We start from the raw sequence: 17,095 nt of genomic DNA, 5'->3' as shown, positions 1-17,095 counted from the left end.
GGGAGACCGCTACATCGTGAAACCCACTATTGAAGAAGCGCTTTTCCGCTATCGGCGACGCTCAGTCGGGAGGGTTAACCTCGTTGACGATCCCTAGGTATAATGTAGCTGGGTCCGGCACGTGCCCACGCCTGGTCGAAAAACGGAGCGTCCTAGGTCAGACGCTCCAAAGGTTCGCCGTCACTAAGTCTTCGACTTGCTCTTGGCAGGACCGCTTTTGGCCAGGATCGGCTGCGGTTTGCGCCCAAGCCCCGCCGCCTTAGCGAGCGTCGATCTTTGAGCCGCATAGTTCGGCGCAACCATCGGGTAATCCGGCTTCAATCCCCATTTCTCGCGGTAATCGTCCGGACTGAGTCCGTAGTGCACCGCAAGATGCCGTTTCACTGATTTGAATTTCTTGCCATCTTCGAGACAGATGATGTAGTCCGCCGTTACCGACCGTTTCGGATTTGTGGCCGGCTCTTGTTTCGGCTGCTCCGCCACATTCAGCTGACCAAGGCCTGTCAGTGACGAATGAATCGAAGCGATCAGATCCGGCAACCCAGCAACGGGTAGTGGGTTTTGGCTGACATAGGCAGAGACAATGTCCGCCGTCAGTCCGACTAGATCGACCGTTTGGGGTTCGTTTTGATCGCTCAATTATTCGCTCCTAGAGTACGTTCGCAGTTCGGCCCGCGCATCTGTCATATACCGCAATTTGAGCGATGCCGAGACATTACCACTAGCTGTGGCATGGCACTCTCAGGGCCAAGGTCCATAGGCATCTAGCTTACCTGGGGTCCTGGAAGCTTTTCGAACTTGGTGCCTCGCGCCGCCAGCTGAATTGCTTGTACTTTTGAAGAGGTCGGAATGCCTTAGTCCATCGTGAGGCAAACTTGATCGTTCACGCGTTGGAGCATGGCGACATCACCTCATCGCGTCAGGGTTAGCTCGGCATAAAATAGGGCGGGACATGACGTTCGTAGCTCTTTGGATCTGGGGCAAACTGCGAACTTTGCGTTGCCGATCGCCGACGAACATTCGCCACCGCCCGCGAAGCGGCACGGAGTCGCTTGATTTTCTATGCCTACACTTACCCGCCAGGATTCAGTAAACTTGTCAGGCACCATCAGGAACGGATTTGGGGGCAATTGTGGACTTGCGAGATTCGGGCGAATTGGAGCCACCTTTTCGCGTGCCTGTCTTCATTGGGCGCGATAAGGAATGGGAATGGCTGCAAAAAAACAGTCGTGCCGGCGCACATCGACCTATAGTAGTCCATGGCCCCGCAGGCATCGGCAAAACTGCATTACTCCACTATTTCGCGGCGTCCACTCGTAGATATCCACCACCGCGCATCTGGACACTTCGCGACGATCCAGATGAGGCCTACCGGCAAATTCGTGCCGGCTTAAGCGAGCTTCGTCAGACCGGATCCTTGTTACGCGATACGCCTGAAGACAGGGACGAGGGAATTCCAAGCATTCTCGCTATCGACAACGCGGACGCTTTTTCGCCAGCAACAATAATGGAAGTTACGAAAGAGCTTCTAAACTCGAAGCGGCTTGAGGCGATCATCTTTGCACGCCGGGCGCCCATTGAGCGAGAGTTAACGCGCGGGCAGCTTGAGCTCAAACCGTTGAGCGACGCAGAGGCCCGGGAGCTAATCCGTCATGGCCTTCATATCGATTTCCCTTCGGACGAGATGTCCGAGGTTCTTGCGGCGGCAAAGGGCGTTCCTGCTGCGCTAGTGCTCCTCCATCAGCTCACGCAGGGAAAGGGCTATGGTGAGATAAAGCAGCTCATTCGAGGGCAGCTGTATGGCCAAGAGCGGAGCCTGGTAGTTCCCGACAAGCGACTGATAATCGCCGCCAAGCCGCGAATTATCAGCGCAAACGAAATCCTAATCGAAAGGCTTAGAAAGGAGCCCAAAGGGCTTTACGAACTTGATCCACGGAAGTTCGAGGAGATCATCGCCGATCTCATGGAGGACATGGGTTATGACGTCGAGTTGACGCCTCGATCCAACGATGGCGGTAAGGACATCTTGGCTTCCACAGAGACCAAGCATGGCAAGATGCTCTGCTTAGTGGAGGCGAAGCGATATAGCATCGACAACCCCGTCGAGGTTGGCTTGGTTCGGCAATTATATGGGACGCTTTGCGACTTCAACGCGACGAGTGCGATGTTAGTTACGACGTCGCGTTTCACGCGGGGGGCGAGCGAGTTCCAGGAACGAAATCAATACCGCCTTTCCCTGAAGGACTACGGAAATGTCGTCCAATGGTTGAGTGGCTATGGAAGCAATCGTCGTTCGACCTTGTAGGCGTCATCAAAACGCGGAACATCTCAAAGGCTTGCGCGAATTGGTCGGTATCTACAATCCGGCAAAAGCCCTCGGCTCGCCGGCAAAATTGTTCACCGTCCTTTGACAGCCGCTTGCGCCACTAGCGCTGACGATCCGTCGCAGCGTATCGACAAACAGGGCAAGGTATTTCAACAACATTCTGGTGACGAGTAACCCCGCCGATTGAATTCCGTCATTACTGCCTGGTGCCTGGTGCCTGGTGCTGGTGAATCGCGACGTGGTACAACCTGCTCGGCAACGCAGACAGGGTGAAGCGGACATCGCTCTGGTGATGCTCTGCTGTCGAGGTATGGCGCGTAAAACCTCAAGCCTTGTCTGCTTTCATTTTGGAATTAATTGAATCATCACTGCTTTGTTACTGTTTCAAGATCGTATATAAGCATAAGGTAAATTAGTTTGGGGGGGGCATTTTTGATGTTGAAGCGTGGAATCGCAACTGCGTCCTCTGTAGTGCTTCTGTCCGGTTGCATCACGGGATCACAAACAACCTCATATCAAGTCGATAGCCAGCTTGTGGCGATCTCTGAAATAACCGGGGCAGTAAAATGCGCATTGGCCCTTTCTCTGCAACAGGAGAAGGGAAGCGGGTATCCGCGGCTCGAAGGGAATGTCGCGTCCATAGAATACACCTTTCATTTGTCGACACGTCCTCATTCGGAGGCAATCTGAACGCCGAGAAGGCGGGACCATTCGTGTTCGCATTTTCAGGTGGCACAGGAAGCGTTTTGCCGAAGTTTGGGGCATCCATTACCCGGACCAACACCGTCACAACGACGATCGATGCAACCATCGGCTTGCACTATAGGGATACAGCGGTGTGTGGCGCCATCCCCGCACGTGTACGTGCCGGTCTTGGCTTCGAAAAATGGTTATCCCGGAGCATTGAGCAGCTGAACGTGCAGGCGAAGTTCAGCCCTTATGGAGTCGTCGACTCGCTGCAGTTGAAGGCTAATTTCGGTGTGGTAAAATCCGGCAATGCCGGCGCCACCTTTGACTTTGTATTCCTTGGCGGCGACGTCTCAGCCATGCAATCCAGGAATGATGTCCAGACCATCCAGATAACGCTTCAACCACCCGGCGACAAAGTGAAATATCCAACTGTCGTCGTTGACGGAGTGTCCTATGGGCCTCCAAAGGGGAAGCCCTCAAAAGCCAAACTCGGGCCCCTTAAAACGCCTCCTAAGAAAGTGGAGAATAAAAGGATCGAGACACCGCCTTCTCCACAGCCGCCCAAAAAAGGATGCAGCACACCGCACGGTCTCGGATGCTTCGATGTCGCGCCACAGACCGAGTAAGGTCGGCAATTTCCGAGCCGCCTTGAAGAGCTTCACAAACTTATCGGGCGGGTCTTCTAACAACTGAAATCGACATATTGGGCTATCCCGGAGCTGCGTCCGCAATCTGGCTGCCTCCCGTGGCTTAGCTAGTGTCGGGTTATGCTGAAAGTCGGATTGCAGTAAAGTTGCCAGTCTGCTCTCGGCCGACTCCGCCGCGCTCGGGACGACCTAACGCGCCTTTAACGGCAAGTACTTCGAGAATCGAGGCCGGCACATGCGATGGCAGCTTCGAGGCAACCAACGCATCGCGGCGTGCTTGGCGTCTCGGCAGACGATTGGCTATTTAATCCAAATCGTTGAACTCTGCTGGATTAGGCCGGCCACTTATCCAACTGGGTCCAACCCAGCTCGGCCTCGATTTTGCGGCGGTAGTTATCGATCTGCGGTGGCGCAAGCCTAATGTAGCGTTCAGCATTGTCGCGCTTGTTGCCTTCCAGGCTGTGCAAGTGGGTCAGAACCTCATCGATTGTTGGCGTTCGGTTGTCCTTAGCGGCGAACCTTGCTGGCAAGGCTGTCCAGATGACAGCGTCTATACCGTGAGCCGCCGCCCACTCAGCTATTCGAGGGATAGCTGCAGGCGTGTTCTCTCCAGTTTGCCAGTGGGCGATGTGATCCTTAATTGGTTTCCCCTCGCGCTGTCGCAACGCCTCTTTGGCAATTTCCACACCTGTCGCATCCATAACGGCCCAGAGAGTTCGGACGGGCGTTGCGGTTTCCTCGATCACCAGAGTAATTCTGTCGTCATTTGATTGGCGTGCAAACTCGATCTTGACGAAAGGGCCATCGTCAAACCATTGCCTTTGAATAGGCAGTTCCCTTGGGTCCCAGATCAGCGATCCCCAGCCAAGGCAGGCAATAGTCATCTTTCGTCTCTCCTAGCTCTCTGTTCTCAGCGCCATATCCGGACAACGATACGCCGGGACGAGCGCCGAGCGCGTTACGGATTGGGCAACGCCTTTAATAGATACTCCCCAATCTCTACGACCGTAGCAAGGTCGCTGATCATCTGCCCATGTATCATGACAGGTCGGGCGTTCTCGCCATAGGAATGCATCATCAAAGGTTTGAAGGTGCCGAGTGCTTTTTGCTCCGCCGTCAATTTCCCGTTTAGTTCAAGATTCCTCTCGCGCACCGCCTTACCAATTTCATCTTCTATACGGCGGTACTCTTCCGCTTCTTGATCAGTCAGGGTTCCTGGGGGGATATAGACCGGAATTCGATGCGCCACCGCATGCCTATAGTTCTCTAGATACGCGAACCACGGATCACAGTTAATTAGATATTCTCGAAGTTCGTCGGGCAGGCTCTCTCTTACCCGAACGTTCTTCGGACCAAATCCAATCATGCCATCCGAAATGGGGACGCCCTTCGCATTCCGGAGATCGGTTTCCACGCACCAAATGCGAGCCATGTTGTCGATGGCCCCATAGACATTGACTAGGAACGATTGAATAAAGGCTTCAGCATCATGACGTATCTCCTCAGTCGGCGATTCTTCGGAGCTGGGTGAGATTGTTGCAAACACCCGATCGGTCGAATGCACTAAAGCTTGAATACGACGGGACAGTCCGTGCCTTGTGTATTCCGATGCGGAATTTGTCTTATATCTTCTATCTATAAATAAAATGAATAAATCGTTTGCCGAAGATGTCCACTTAATTCTGCTTTCGGATAAATCTATCAGCGAACTATCGTGATACAAACCTCGCTCCTCCTACGTTTTAATGTGTAGGATGAGCTAAATATCGGAGTGCGTCAAGGATTGCGCTTAAGTCACTACTTCGAAGGTGCTCTCGGTTCTCCCGCTCGCGACGCCTAAGCTCTTCGGTGTGTACTTGCCGAGCTGCTTGCATCGCTAGTGCCGGTACGAGCATGCAACGCGCCTGGGCAGCGGGCTGCGTCGCTCGCGGGTGGAACGGAGTGGAGGAGTGCCATGCACTTGCGGGTTCGAGGTGACGAGTGTGCGAAGGAGCCGAGAAAAGAAGGACGTGCGGGACGCGCACGAAGCAGGAAAAGGGGATGAAATCGCAAAAGACGAGTTGCAGTTCACGATCTCCACGACTGGTGATATACTTCCGGAAACACAACAGGGGTCCTGAGATAGAAGACGGGCTTGGGGAAATAGCGTGAGCGAGGAAGAACAGTCAGAGGAAATGCCGCAGAGCAATCTCTCGCGGCTGCAGGGGCATTTGAAAGAAGGCAGCCTTGGCGCAGCATTGGTTGCCGCCTGCATCGCGGCTGGCGATGGCGACCCGCGCCCGCTCTTGCGCAAGGCGGTGCTTGACCGGATTGACGCGCTGAAAGCCAAGCATGACCCTGTGCAAGATCAACAAGCTTGAGATTCAGGGGTTCAGGGCGTTCGGGCGAAACGCTCAAACGCTCGAATTCCCCTCGCTGCTGGCGGCGATCTGGGGACCGAACAGCCAGGGCAAGACGAGCCTCGCGGAGGCGGTCGAGTTTTTGCTGACCGGCGAGATCGTCCGGCGCGCCCTCATGGCGAGCGGTCAGGATGAGTTCGCCGATTCATTGCGCAACGCGCATCTCCCTCTCGGCATGGATGTGTTCGTGGAGGCGACCATGCTTGGCATCGACGGCAAGGAGCATGTCGTCAGGCGCATACTCGAGGCCGACTACGGCAAGAAGCAGGATTGCACGACGGCGGTGACCATCGACGGCAAGGCGGGCGATGAGGCAGGACTTGCCGCGCTCGGCATCCGGCTGTCGCAGCCGCCGCTGCGCGCGCCGGTTCTCGCGCAGCATACGCTCGGCTATGTGTTTTCGGCGAAGCCCCAGGATAGGGCGAGCTATTTCAAGGCGCTGCTTGAGGTCACGGACCTTGACGAGTTCCGCGGCCAGGTGGCGGCGCTTGAAAAGGAGATTGTGCTTGCCGAGAATCCGCTGCTTGGCAAGTTCACGCTCGCGGCTTCCGTTCCGGCAGCGGCGCAACGCCTGAAGCCGTTTCTTTTGCAGGTGCCAGGCGAGGCCGAGCTTACGGCAGCGTTTTCGGCGGCCTTTGAAGGTCTCATTGAGGCGGAAGGCGAGGCCGCGCCCGCCGGCGACGAGGAGCGCAAGGCGCGTGTCGTCGCGCTGCTTGCCGAGAAGCAGGCGACGACGTTCCCGGTGAAGGGATTTGACCGCAAGCCGCTGCCCGCATGGGCCACGCCCGCGCCGGAAAAGACCCAGAGCCTGCATGACTTCGTGGAGGAGCGTGGCAAGGTTGACACGGAAGCGCGCCGCCTCGCGAATTTATTCCGCGAGGCGCTCGCCCTACCTTCCGTGCACGAGGCGGAGCATCCCATCGACTGCCCGCTTTGCGCGGCAGATCACAGCTTGACCCCTGAGAGGGTTGCGCTGCTGCGGGAGCGCGTGGCTGACACCGAGGCGTATCAAAAGGCCCTAAAGAATGGTCGCGACGCTCTCGGCACGATGATGACCGGCCTTTCCAGTCTTGCGACCGCGCTTGCCGACGCGCTGCCCGCCTTCATCACCAACTCCTCGAAGTCCCGGCGGTCACGGGGGTTTCGCGTCGGACGGATTCGGGAACTGCTCGGCGCGGACAGAGACGCGGATGTAGCCGCCTGGCTGTCGTCTCTCAGGGCTCTCGCCCGCGCAAGGAGCCGCGTCCTGGCGGCGCTGCGCGGAACAAGCGGGCTCGTCAAATCCTTCGCCGCGGACATGGACGGGTTTGATGACTGCCCATCGATCGAAAAGGGCTTTGAGGCGATCGCCGAAGCCCATGCTGATTTTTCGGTCGCGCTCGCTGCTTATGGCATTGCCGAGGAGAAGATTCGCTCGGCGCTGCAAGCCGTCGTCGACGCGCAAAGCGAGACGGCAGGGTGGCCGGAGCTGATCGAGCTTTCCGATGACCAGGCGGCCCTGCGCTCAGCCATGATCGAGCGCACCGCCTATGCGGAAGCCGCGAAGGAGCTTGCGCAGGCGCTCAGGCAGATCGACAAGGGCAACGAGGCTGTCCTCAATGAGAAGTTCGGCGATCTCAGCGACGGCGTTCAGAAATGGTGGGATATCCTGGGGCCGGAAGAGCCCAGCTTTTTCGACGGCGTGAAGCAGCGGCCCGGAGCGCGCCGCACCATCGATCTCAAGGCAGGGCTTTCGGTAGCGCCAGACCGCAGCAACCCGAAGCTCCGCGATGTCGTCGCTGTGTTCAGTATGTCGCAGCTTCACTGTCTTGGCCTTTCGCTATTCCTTGCCCGCGCGGTGAACGAGCAGGCGGGCTTCGTCGTGCTGGACGATCCCATCCTGTCGAGCGACGAGGATTACCGCGCCTTCTTCAACGCCATGGTGATCGAGGAGCTCGCAAATCTCGGCATGCAGGTGATCGTGCTGACGCAAGATCAGAAGACCTGGAAGGATCTCGGCGAGCGATATCTTCATCAGGGCATCAGCCTGTTCCAGTTACAGCGTGGCACTGACGCACGAAGAGACAGTCGGTTACTACAAACCTCAAGCCGTTCGGTCCGGGAACCGCATTGTGGAATAAGATCGTCGGGAACGCCTCCTTCTTGAGCTGTTCCTGGATCAGCGTGGCGAGACCGTCGAGACCTTTGCGCATGTCGGTATAGCCGAGCGCCAGATGCACTTTCACGCCCGCTGGAATGACAATCATGATGCCTTCTCCTTGCCGGCGAGCTGCCGCTTCACCATAGCCGCAGTCGCGCATCGAACTGCGAATGGAGTGGCGGAGAGGTCCGCGCGGTCTTCAGGCAACCGTTTGATTTACTTGCCGAAACGGCCGCGTCTGCGGCAGCTGCACAAGCTCGTGGGGATGTGTCGCTGACGAGGCATCCAATTTGGCTGGGAAACCTGGATTCGAACCAGGACTAACGGAGGCAGAGACGGATCTATCCGTTGTTTTTGCTAGGAAATGCAGCCGTGTTGCAGCCGTGTTGCAGCCTTCGTTAGGAAAGCAGTCGAGCCTCGATCTCAGAGACTGCCGTCTGATCGGCGGCGTCATCTTCGAAAAGATGGCCATAAGTGTCGAACGTCACCCTGATCGAGCTGTGTCCCATATCGTCTGTACACGCTTCGGCGAGAGCTTCTGTTGGATGAAGAGGCTCGCCGCCGCATGACGCAGCGCATGAAAATTGTACTTGGCGATTTTCATTGGAGCACCGTCAGCATCGCGCCTGACGGGGTGAAAACTAAATAGCCCAGCACCAACGAGGAGGGGCGTCCAGACGCGCGCAAGAATGTTGTGGTGGTCGAGCGGCATTCCTTCGTCGGACGCAAAGACATTCACTGCTGGTCTATGTCGCGTCCTAATGATGCCATCTGCCTGGTTGGTGCTGTTTAGCACCCGCGTCGGCCTAGGGCTTCGCGCGATCGACGACAATACGGCCGCCGTTGACACCACTGGCATTTCGCGACCTGTCTGCGCTATCGTGCGGCATCTTCGCCGGCGTTCTGACGGGCAAGGCCGGCGCGTAGCTGTCGCTCGCCCAGAATGCCGGCTTGTCGTGAAGGATATGACCGCCAGCAAGGGTTCCATCGCGCTGGCAGCGTCATCGTCGCCAAATGGAAACCGGTGCCGGCGAGGTTCGCGTGTCTGGCGGCGAAGGTCGCCATGACCCGGAGGTGAAGCCGGCGAGGCGCTTGCGCTGGTCCATGCGTAATCGCGCCGCGCCGTGCATGCGATTGCATCTCTCGTCCCGTTGCGCTGGTGAGGCCTCTTCTGTCAGGCGGTCTAGGTTTCGCGCTTCGGGCCTAGCAGGAATACTGTCAGGGCGGCGAGGGACGTGGCAATAGCACTGTAGGCAATGCCACTGGTAATCCCGGCATTGTCCACCAATAGTCCGCCGAAAATGGCGCCGGCTGCGATTGCCACTTGGAACGCTACGACCATCAGCACACCGGCGCTTTCGACCTGCTCAGGAGGGGCGCCCCGCACCATCCACGTCTGCAATCCCACCGGCACCGCGCCGAAGGCCAAGCCCCACGCGGCAACCGCCAGCGCCGAGGCCGAGGCCGATGATCCCGCCGTCAGCAGCGAGACAGCGGATATCGCTATGAGCAGCGGTGCCAGGGCCGCGACTGCCTTGAGACTGTACTCGGCCAGAAGCCCGCCGGCTAAATTGCCGAAGAAGCCGCCGATGCCAAAAGCAAGCAACACTAGCGAGATCGTCTCGACATCGAGCGCGGGAACCTTCTCGAGGAAGGCGCGGATATAGGTGAAGCCGGCGAAGTGGCCGGAAGCGACCAGCAGGACCACCAAAAGCGCGACCTTGATCATCGGATTCTTGGCCACATGCAGCAGGCTGCGGAAGCTAACCACTCCAACCGGAGGCAGCCTCGGAATGGTTATGAGTTGCACCAGCAGTGTAGCGGCGCCGACGACCGCGGCGAGCATGAAGGCGCTTCGCCATCCCCAGATATCGCCGACATAGGCGCCGATTGGAGCTGCGCAAACGGTAGCGACGGAAACGCCGGTGAGGATGATCGACATGGCGCGCGGCAGGAGGTGGCTTGGAACGAGCCGCATCGCCAGTGCTGCCGACACCGACCAGAAGCCTCCGAGCGCTATGCCGAGCACGACGCGTGCAGTCAGGAGAACCGCCAGCGACCACGCGCCGGCCGCCAGAACGTCCGACAGTATCAGCAGCAGCGTCATCGCCCACATGACGATCCTGCGGTCCAGGCGCTTTGTGATGATGGCCACCGTCGGCGCCGAGATCGCCCCGACGATAGCGGTCGCCGTCATCGCCTGTCCAGCCGCACCCTCGGTGATACCGAGATCATGCGCGAGCGGCGTGAGCAGGCTGACAGGCAGAAACTCTGCCGTCACCAGCCCGAAGATGCCCAAGGAAAGCGAAATTACCGCACCCCAGGCGGGACCAGACGGTTGGTCGGGCCTTTCTGGGTCGTGCAGAACAGCGTCCACGACGCCTGCCGCGGATTGGGTCATGAACGAAGTCTCCACTTTGGATGCCCTGCAACATGATGTTGGCTGCCTTGACCCAAATTAAAAACACAAGCGCCTTTCCCGGCGGCGTTGCACGGAGGAGGGGATGTTCATTGCCTCGCGATATTTTGTGACGGTGCGGCGCGCAACATCGATGCCGGTTTCCTTCAGCCGAACAGCGATGTCATCGTCGGAAAGCACGTCCCCGTGAGATTCTGCGGCAATTATCGCTTTGATCCGATGGCGGACAGCTTCGGCGGAGTGCGCATCGCCGCCTTGGCAGGACGCGATCGCGACGGTAAAAAAATACTTCAGTTCAAAGACTCCGCGCGGGGTAAGCATGTACTTGTTCGAGGTCACCCGGCTTACCGTCGACTCGTGCACGCCGATCGCGTCAGCGACGGTTCTGAGATTGAGAGGCCGCAGGTGGGCGACGCCATGTTCCAAAAAGGCATCCTGCTGGCGCACGATTTCAGCCGCAACCTTAACAATCGTCTTGGCGCGCTGATCGAGGCTGCGGATTAGCCAGTTCGCGTTTTGCAAGCATTCGTTGAGAAATGCTTGATCTTTCGAATTTTGGACAGTTTGACGCGAGACTTCGGCATAGTAGGTTTGGTTGATCAGCAGCTTGGGCAGTGTGGCCGGATCAAGTTCGATCTGCCACCCGCCTTCCGGCGAGGGCGTGACCCAGACGTCGGGTATGATTGATTCAGACGCACCGGATTGGAATCGATTTCCAGGCTTGGGATCGAGCGCCCGAATCTCATGCATCATGTCGAGAAGGTCGTCTTCATCGACGCCGCAATGCTGCTTCAGTGCCTGAAAATCACGTCGCGCAAGCATTTCAAGATTGGCAACCAAAGCTGCCATTGCCGGGTCGAACCGGTCTCGCTGGCGCAACTGGATTTCGAGGCATTCTCCGAGAGTTCGCGCAAAAATTCCCGGTGGATCAAAGTGCTGCAAGGCTCCGAGAACCCGTTCCACATCAGCCTCCCGGACATTCAGGCTCTCGGCCAGCTCCAAAAGGTTTGCCCGAAGATAGCCAGTGTCTTCCAGATCGGCGGCAAGCTGGCCAGCGATCAGCCGCTCCTGTGGTGTGAACGCGGTGAGGGCGATCTGACGAGCGACATGGTCGTGCAATGTTTCGGGGAGGGTGGCAAACTCGTCGAGGGAAGGGCCATTACCCGGCGGGTTGTTGGTCGTGTTGCGAAGTGATTTCCATTGCCCGAGCCGTTCAGGCGACCCGGCCCCGGTCGGTCCGTCAACGGCGTTTGCGCGTGGGCCGACAGGCTGATCCGCTCCCGAAATCGAAACATCGCCAAAAGGCCCGCCATCGTTTGACGCAGATTCCAAGAGCGGATTCTTCTCGATTTCCCGCTCCACGAACTGATGCAGTTCAGTATGCGCCAGTTGCAGCAAGCGAATCGACTCAATGAGTTGAGGCGATGCGACCATGGATTGCTTCTGGCGCTGAAGCAGGCTTGCTGAGGATTGCATGGTGAGCGCGATAATCCTGTCGAGGAGCCTCTTGGGGCGGGCAATGGCACCAGTGAGACGTTTTCTAGGTCATGCGGCGGCTTTCAGCGTTTCGAGAACGTTTTGCGGGGATGAGACGCCATAGGGGTCGGCCTCGCAGTTGTCGGAGAAACCTTCCTCCTCGAACCACTGCTCCACCACGCCATTGTTGATCAGGGCGGCGTAGCGCCAGGAGCGCATCCCGAAGCCGAGATTGTCCTTGGCCACCAGCATGCCCATCTTGCGTGTGAACTCGCCTGAGCCATCGGGAATGAGCTCGACCTTCTGCAGGCCCAAGGACTTCCCCCACGCATTCATGACGAAGGCATCGTTGACGGAGACGCAGTAAATCGCGTCAATTCCCTCCTTCTCAAACTCATCATAGAGCTCTTCGAAATTGGGCAGTTGGTAGGTCGAGCAGGTCGGAGTGAAGGCGCCAGGCAGCGAGAACAGGATGACGCGCTTGCCGGCAAAGTAGTCGTCAGATGTCTTTTCTTCCCAGCGATATGGATTTGGGCCCTGGACTGACTCATCGCGAATACGCGTGAGAAAGGTGACGAAGGGAACCTTCTTTTGAACGGTCATCAACTTGCTCCTCAGGAAAAAACTGGCGCGCCGGATTCTGGCAGAGGCTGGCGCAATACCGAGCAAAGGCTCGTATGCCGGGCATGAAATGAGGCCCTTGCGGCTCGCACCCTCCTTTTTCCATCCCGACGTAGGGGAACGTCTTGGCTGCTGGTCTTCGTCACCCGAACGCCATCGATCTGAGCAAGTGGAGGCTGTCGAGCCGCTGGGGCAATCTTTCCACGGCTATGGCGCCGGAAGCGGCATCCATCGCTCGCGCTTGTGCCCGGGACAAAGTGATAGCGGGCCCGAAGTAGCCAATATCGGACGCGTATGGAGGCCTCAAATGTGACTTCACGCAAGCGACCCGCGTTACTGACCTGGTTCGGCGTATTGTCGAAGTTTGCCAGTGACCCGCCGACCTTGGCTTCGGTGGCTCTTTGATGGGACTCTTGGGCACTCACATGTTGATCAGAACCGGCAAACGGCAATTGCGCGAGCGCCACGTGTTGGCGTGCCGGCATCGGACCAGCCGTGCGCAAAGCGGCTGCCGAGGAGGGACCCCCGGAGGAGATGATGTACCGATGTTCAGCGGGAACAGGCACCGTCTCCTCAGGCCACGGTCTAGAGCTTCGCGTGTCGGGCATGGCGCAAGTCGCTTTCATCGTGTTTTGATGGGCTCTGACCAGGAGCAGCAAGCGGCGTGCCATTTCAAATAGAGATGCTTTTGGAGCGATCCTTTCTTGGGAGGACCGTGTCTTCAAGACCGGGCCTATAAGCGCCTCGTCAGCACGCACGACAAGGGTGCTGTATGGTGCGGATATGCGGCGCTTCCGCACCGGCTGGACAAAGACGAACCGAAAGCCGAGCCGATGCCCTACCTCAGACCGGCGGGCACTGCAGCGATTTCGTAGCGTCTGCCGCAAACGTGTTCTTGCGTGCGCAGGCTCGGCTTTCGCGAACATGCGCCTGTCGCAGCAACCATGAGCGCGCGCTTCGGCAAGCGCCTGACTCCGTCAGGATCGAATTCCCCAATCGTGTCTATTTGCCACCCTCTTATGTTCGAAACTGGACCAGAATGTCGCAAGCCCGACCGAAAGGTCGCCCAGCGCGTACTATCCGACACTGTTCTGTCGCCTTTGTTGGTCCGCGACGCCGGCCTATTTCGCCGAGCTCTTGTCTGGCCTCAGGCTAACCCAGTGAAAAGCAATCACAATTTTTTTCTTCTGCTGGGCCGGCCAAATTGGCACGAGTTTTGAAGCTCCTTCGTTGCGGGCCGGGAGCCGCCGACCGACCTTCATTTCGTGGATGGCACCGCGATCGATGGAACGAAGAAAGAAAAGCAAAATGTCAAATCCGCGTCGGATAGCGTCTATGGACAGGGGGTCCTCGGCGAAACCGCCCCCTACCAAACAGCTCGCCGCCCTTGTCGACCCTTGCGCAGGAAATCTTGGCCGGCGGCGAGTCAAAGGCCCACCACACCGACTTTATCCTGACCTCGAAGGTGCAGGATAACGTTCTGCATCTCGCCGCGCGATGTGCCTAGACAGGTACGCGTTAGCCGATCTTGATAATCGGTCTGCCTTCGGACGACGTCGTCTACAGCCGTCTTAGGTCTTCGCTGCCGCAGCGCCCGCCGGTCACCTTCCGCCCTTCCATCGCTATAGAGTGAAGTGCCACCATGTCCGAACAACCTTTGCCGACGCTGCCGATGTGGCGCGTCGATCACATTGAGCCCTCGCCCGAGATGTTGGCGCTACGCGCCAACGGTCCGATCCACCACGTGCGCTTCCCGTCCGGGCACGAAGGCTGGTGGGTCACAGGCTATGACGAGGCCAAGGCGGTGTTGTCCGACGCGGCGTTCCGGCCCTCGGGAATGCCGCCGGCGGCATTCACCCCGGATTCGGTGATTCTCGGATCGCCGGGGTGGCTGGTCTCGCACGAGGGGGGCGAGCATGCCCGGTTACGCACGATCGTGGCGCCGGCCTTCAGCAACCGCAGGGTGAAGCTGCTCGAGCAGCAGGTCGAGGCGATCGCCGCGCAGTCGTTCGAGACACTGGCGGCCCAGCCCCAGCCCGCCGACCTGCGGCGCCACCTCTCCTTTCCGCTTCCGGCCATGGTCATCAGCGCGCTGATGGGCGTGCTCTACGAGGATCACGCCTTTTTCGCCGGGCTGTCCGACGAGGTGATGACGCACCAGCATGAAAGCGGCCCGCGCAGCGCGTCGCGCCTGGCCTGGGAAGAACTGCGCGCCTACATTCGCGGCAAGATGCGGGACAAGCGCCAGGATCCGGGCGACAACCTGCTGACGGATCTGCTCGCGGCGGTCGACCAGGGCAAGGCGACCGAGGAAGAGGCGATCGGCTTGGCGGCGGGAATGCTGGTGGCGGGGCACGAGAGCACCGTCGCGCAGATCGAATTCGGCCTGCTGGCCATGTTCCGCCATCCGCAACAGCGCGAACGCCTGGTCGGCGATCCATCTCTGGTGGATAAGGCGGTGGAGGAAATCCTGCGCATGTACCCGCCGGGCGCGGGTTGGGACGGCATCATGCGCTATCCGAGCACCGACGTGACCATCGCGGGCGTGCATATTCCCGCGGAGAGCAAGGTGCTGGTCGGCCTGCCGGCGACGTCGTTCGATGCGCGCCATTTCGACGACCCGGAAATCTTCGACATCGGACGCGACGAAAACCCGCACCTGGCGTTCTCCCATGGGCCGCACTACTGCATCGGCGCGGCGCTGGCCAGGCTGGAACTCAAGGTGGTGTTCGGTTCGATCTTCCAGCGCTTTCCCGCGCTGCGCCTGGCCGTGGCGCCCGAAGAACTGAAGTTGCGCAAGGAGATCATCACTGGCGGGTTCGAGGAGTTCCCGGTGCTCTGGTGATGCGCGGACGCCGCCGGGAATCGCGATCTTCTCCGCAATTGCCGGCGCGCCTGGCGCGCGCCGGTCAGATCAGCCAGCCAACAGGTAACCAAGATGGACGTGCAAGAAACCACGGCAACATGCCGGGACGCCTTCGCCGAACTGGCGTCGCCAGCCTGCATCCACGACCCGTATCCATTCATGCGGTGGTTGCGCGAGGACGATCCGGTGCATCGCGCGGCGTCGGGCCTCTTTCTGTTGAGCCGCCACGCCGACATCTACTGGGCGCTCAAGGCCACGGGCGATGCTTTTCGGGGACCGGCGCCGGGCGAACTGGCGCGCTATTTCCCGCGGGCGGCGACCAGCCTGTCACTCAGTCTGCTGGCGTCCACGCTAGCGATGAAGGAACCACCGACTCATACGCGTCTGCGCCGGCTGATCTCGCGCGATTTCACCATGGGCCAGATCGACAACCTGAGGCCGACCATCGCTCGCATCGTCGCAGCGCGCCTGGACGGCATGGCGCCCGCGCTGGAGCGCGGGGAGGCGGTGGACCTGCATCGGGAATTCGCGCTGGCCTTGCCCATGCTGGTTTTCGGCGAACTGTTCGGCATGCCCCAGGACGACATGTTCGGGCTCGTCGCCGGCATCAGCGCCATTCTGGAAGGCCTGAGCCCGCACGCCAGCGATCCCCAGCTCGCCGCGGCGGACGCGGCCAGCGCCAGGGTGCAGGCCTACTTCGGCGACCTCATACAGCGCAAGCGCACCGATTCCCGCCACGACATCGTGTCAATGCTGGTCGGCGCACACGACGACGATGCCGAGATGCTGTCGGATGCGGAATTGATCAGCATGCTCTGGGGCATGCTGCTGGGCGGCTTCGCCACCACTGCTGCGGCCATCGACCATGCGGTCCTGGCGATGCTGGCGTATCCCGAACAGCGGCACTGGCTGCAGGGAGATGCCGTGGGGGTGAAGGCATTCGTCGAAGAAGTCCTGCGCTACGACGCGCCCGCCATGTTCAGCTCCATTCCGCGTATCGCCCAGCGCGACATCGAACTGGGCGGCGTGGTGATCCCGAAGAACGCGGACGTGCGCGTGCTGATCGCGGCCGGCAATCGCGACCCGGACGCCTTCGCCGATCCCGACCGCTTCGATCCCGTGCGGTTCTACGGCACCAGTCCTGGCATGTCGATCGACGGGAAGATCATGCTGAGCTTCGGCCACGGCATCCACTTCTGCCTCGGTGCGCAACTGGCCCGGGTGCAGTTGGCCGAGAGCCTGCCGCGGATCCAGGCGCGCTTCCCCACGCTGGCATTGGCCGAGCAGCCGACCCGGGAGCCCTCCGCGTTCCTTAGGACGTTCCGCGCGCTGCCGGTGCGGCTGCATGGGCACGGGGGCTGAGATGCGCGTCCTGGTCGATCAGGATCTGTGCGGAACCACCGGGCAGTGCGTGCTGACGCTGCCGGGCACCTTTCGCCAGCGCGAACCGGACGGCGTGGCCGAAGTGTGCGTGGCGACGGTCCCGCAGGCGCTGCACGCCGCCGTGCGGC

Annotated in this window: 12 protein-coding genes and 1 pseudogene; 7 read left to right on the top strand and 6 right to left on the bottom strand. The window is 59.4% G+C overall.

The features are described from left to right. Positions 1 to 183: 183 nt before the first annotated feature. The gene (locus tag NKH49_RS26025; RefSeq protein WP_352639864.1) at positions 184 to 639 is read right to left on the bottom strand and encodes a Ros/MucR family transcriptional regulator; all 456 of its coding nucleotides are present in this window, start codon (positions 637 to 639) and stop codon (positions 184 to 186) included. A gap of 535 nt (positions 640 to 1,174) precedes the next feature. Here NKH49_RS26025 and NKH49_RS26020 point away from each other — a divergent pair. Then, positions 1,175 to 2,305 carry a restriction endonuclease gene (locus NKH49_RS26020; RefSeq protein WP_352639862.1) on the top strand — a complete coding sequence of 377 codons (1,131 nt, stop codon included), beginning with the start codon at positions 1,175 to 1,177 and terminating at the stop codon, positions 2,303 to 2,305. 734 nt (positions 2,306 to 3,039) lie between these two features. Next, on the top strand, positions 3,040 to 3,642 hold the full coding sequence (locus NKH49_RS26015; RefSeq protein WP_352639860.1) for a trypco2 family protein: 603 nt from the start codon (positions 3,040 to 3,042) through the stop codon (positions 3,640 to 3,642). 353 nt (positions 3,643 to 3,995) lie between these two features. On the opposite strand, the gene NKH49_RS26010 is transcribed toward NKH49_RS26015, so the two are convergent. Next, positions 3,996 to 4,547 carry a hypothetical protein gene (locus NKH49_RS26010; protein WP_352928516.1) on the bottom strand — a complete coding sequence of 184 codons (552 nt, stop codon included), beginning with the start codon at positions 4,545 to 4,547 and terminating at the stop codon, positions 3,996 to 3,998. Positions 4,548 to 4,621: 74 nt separating this feature from the next. After that, complete coding sequence (locus NKH49_RS26005; protein ID WP_352928514.1) at positions 4,622 to 5,386, bottom strand: hypothetical protein; 765 nt, start codon at positions 5,384 to 5,386, stop codon at positions 4,622 to 4,624. A gap of 424 nt (positions 5,387 to 5,810) precedes the next feature. Between NKH49_RS26005 and NKH49_RS26000 the strand changes: the two genes are divergently transcribed. Together NKH49_RS26000 and NKH49_RS25995 are read left to right on the top strand one after the other, a co-directional pair. Further along, complete coding sequence (locus NKH49_RS26000; RefSeq protein ID WP_352639855.1) at positions 5,811 to 6,023, top strand: hypothetical protein; 213 nt, start codon at positions 5,811 to 5,813, stop codon at positions 6,021 to 6,023. Further along, the gene (locus tag NKH49_RS25995) at positions 5,995 to 8,208 is read left to right on the top strand and encodes an AAA family ATPase (protein ID WP_352928512.1); all 2,214 of its coding nucleotides are present in this window, start codon (positions 5,995 to 5,997) and stop codon (positions 8,206 to 8,208) included. The genes NKH49_RS26000 and NKH49_RS25995 overlap by 29 nt, the downstream gene beginning before the upstream one ends. 1,177 nt (positions 8,209 to 9,385) lie before the next feature. Here the strand turns inward: NKH49_RS25995 and NKH49_RS25985 are convergent. The 3 genes from NKH49_RS25985 to NKH49_RS25975 all read right to left on the bottom strand — a co-directional run bounded on the left by NKH49_RS25985 (position 9,386) and on the right by NKH49_RS25975 (position 12,700). Next, a complete protein-coding gene (locus NKH49_RS25985; RefSeq protein WP_352639853.1) occupies positions 9,386 to 10,603 on the bottom strand; it encodes an MFS transporter in 1,218 nt (405 codons plus the stop codon). A gap of 57 nt (positions 10,604 to 10,660) precedes the next feature. Continuing rightward, positions 10,661 to 12,097 carry an RNA polymerase factor sigma-54 gene (gene rpoN, locus NKH49_RS25980; protein WP_352904644.1) on the bottom strand — a complete coding sequence of 479 codons (1,437 nt, stop codon included), beginning with the start codon at positions 12,095 to 12,097 and terminating at the stop codon, positions 10,661 to 10,663. Positions 12,098 to 12,166: 69 nt separating this feature from the next. After that, on the bottom strand, positions 12,167 to 12,700 hold the full coding sequence (locus NKH49_RS25975; protein ID WP_352639849.1) for a peroxiredoxin: 534 nt from the start codon (positions 12,698 to 12,700) through the stop codon (positions 12,167 to 12,169). Positions 12,701 to 14,360: 1,660 nt separating this feature from the next. Here NKH49_RS25975 and NKH49_RS25970 point away from each other — a divergent pair. The 3 genes and pseudogenes from NKH49_RS25970 to NKH49_RS25960 all read left to right on the top strand — a co-directional run. Next, positions 14,361 to 15,563, top strand: a complete 1,203-nt coding sequence (locus NKH49_RS25970; protein WP_352494991.1) for a cytochrome P450 — start codon at positions 14,361 to 14,363, stop codon at positions 15,561 to 15,563. 93 nt (positions 15,564 to 15,656) lie between these two features. Further along, a complete protein-coding gene (locus tag NKH49_RS25965) occupies positions 15,657 to 16,946 on the top strand; it encodes a cytochrome P450 (protein ID WP_352928509.1) in 1,290 nt (429 codons plus the stop codon). Further along, positions 16,930 to 17,073 (top strand): annotated as a pseudogene (locus tag NKH49_RS25960) (ferredoxin); the annotation flags it as partial. The gene NKH49_RS25965 and the pseudogene NKH49_RS25960, both read left to right, overlap by 17 nt. Between the last annotated feature and the right edge of the window lie 22 nt (positions 17,074 to 17,095).

Origin of the sequence: Mesorhizobium sp. M1088 (assembly GCF_040318575.1) — a bacterium.
Classification (GTDB): Bacteria; Pseudomonadota; Alphaproteobacteria; order Rhizobiales; family Rhizobiaceae; genus Mesorhizobium.
Note: the sequence above shows the minus strand (reverse complement) of the source record. Positions and strands in the feature narration are given on the sequence as shown.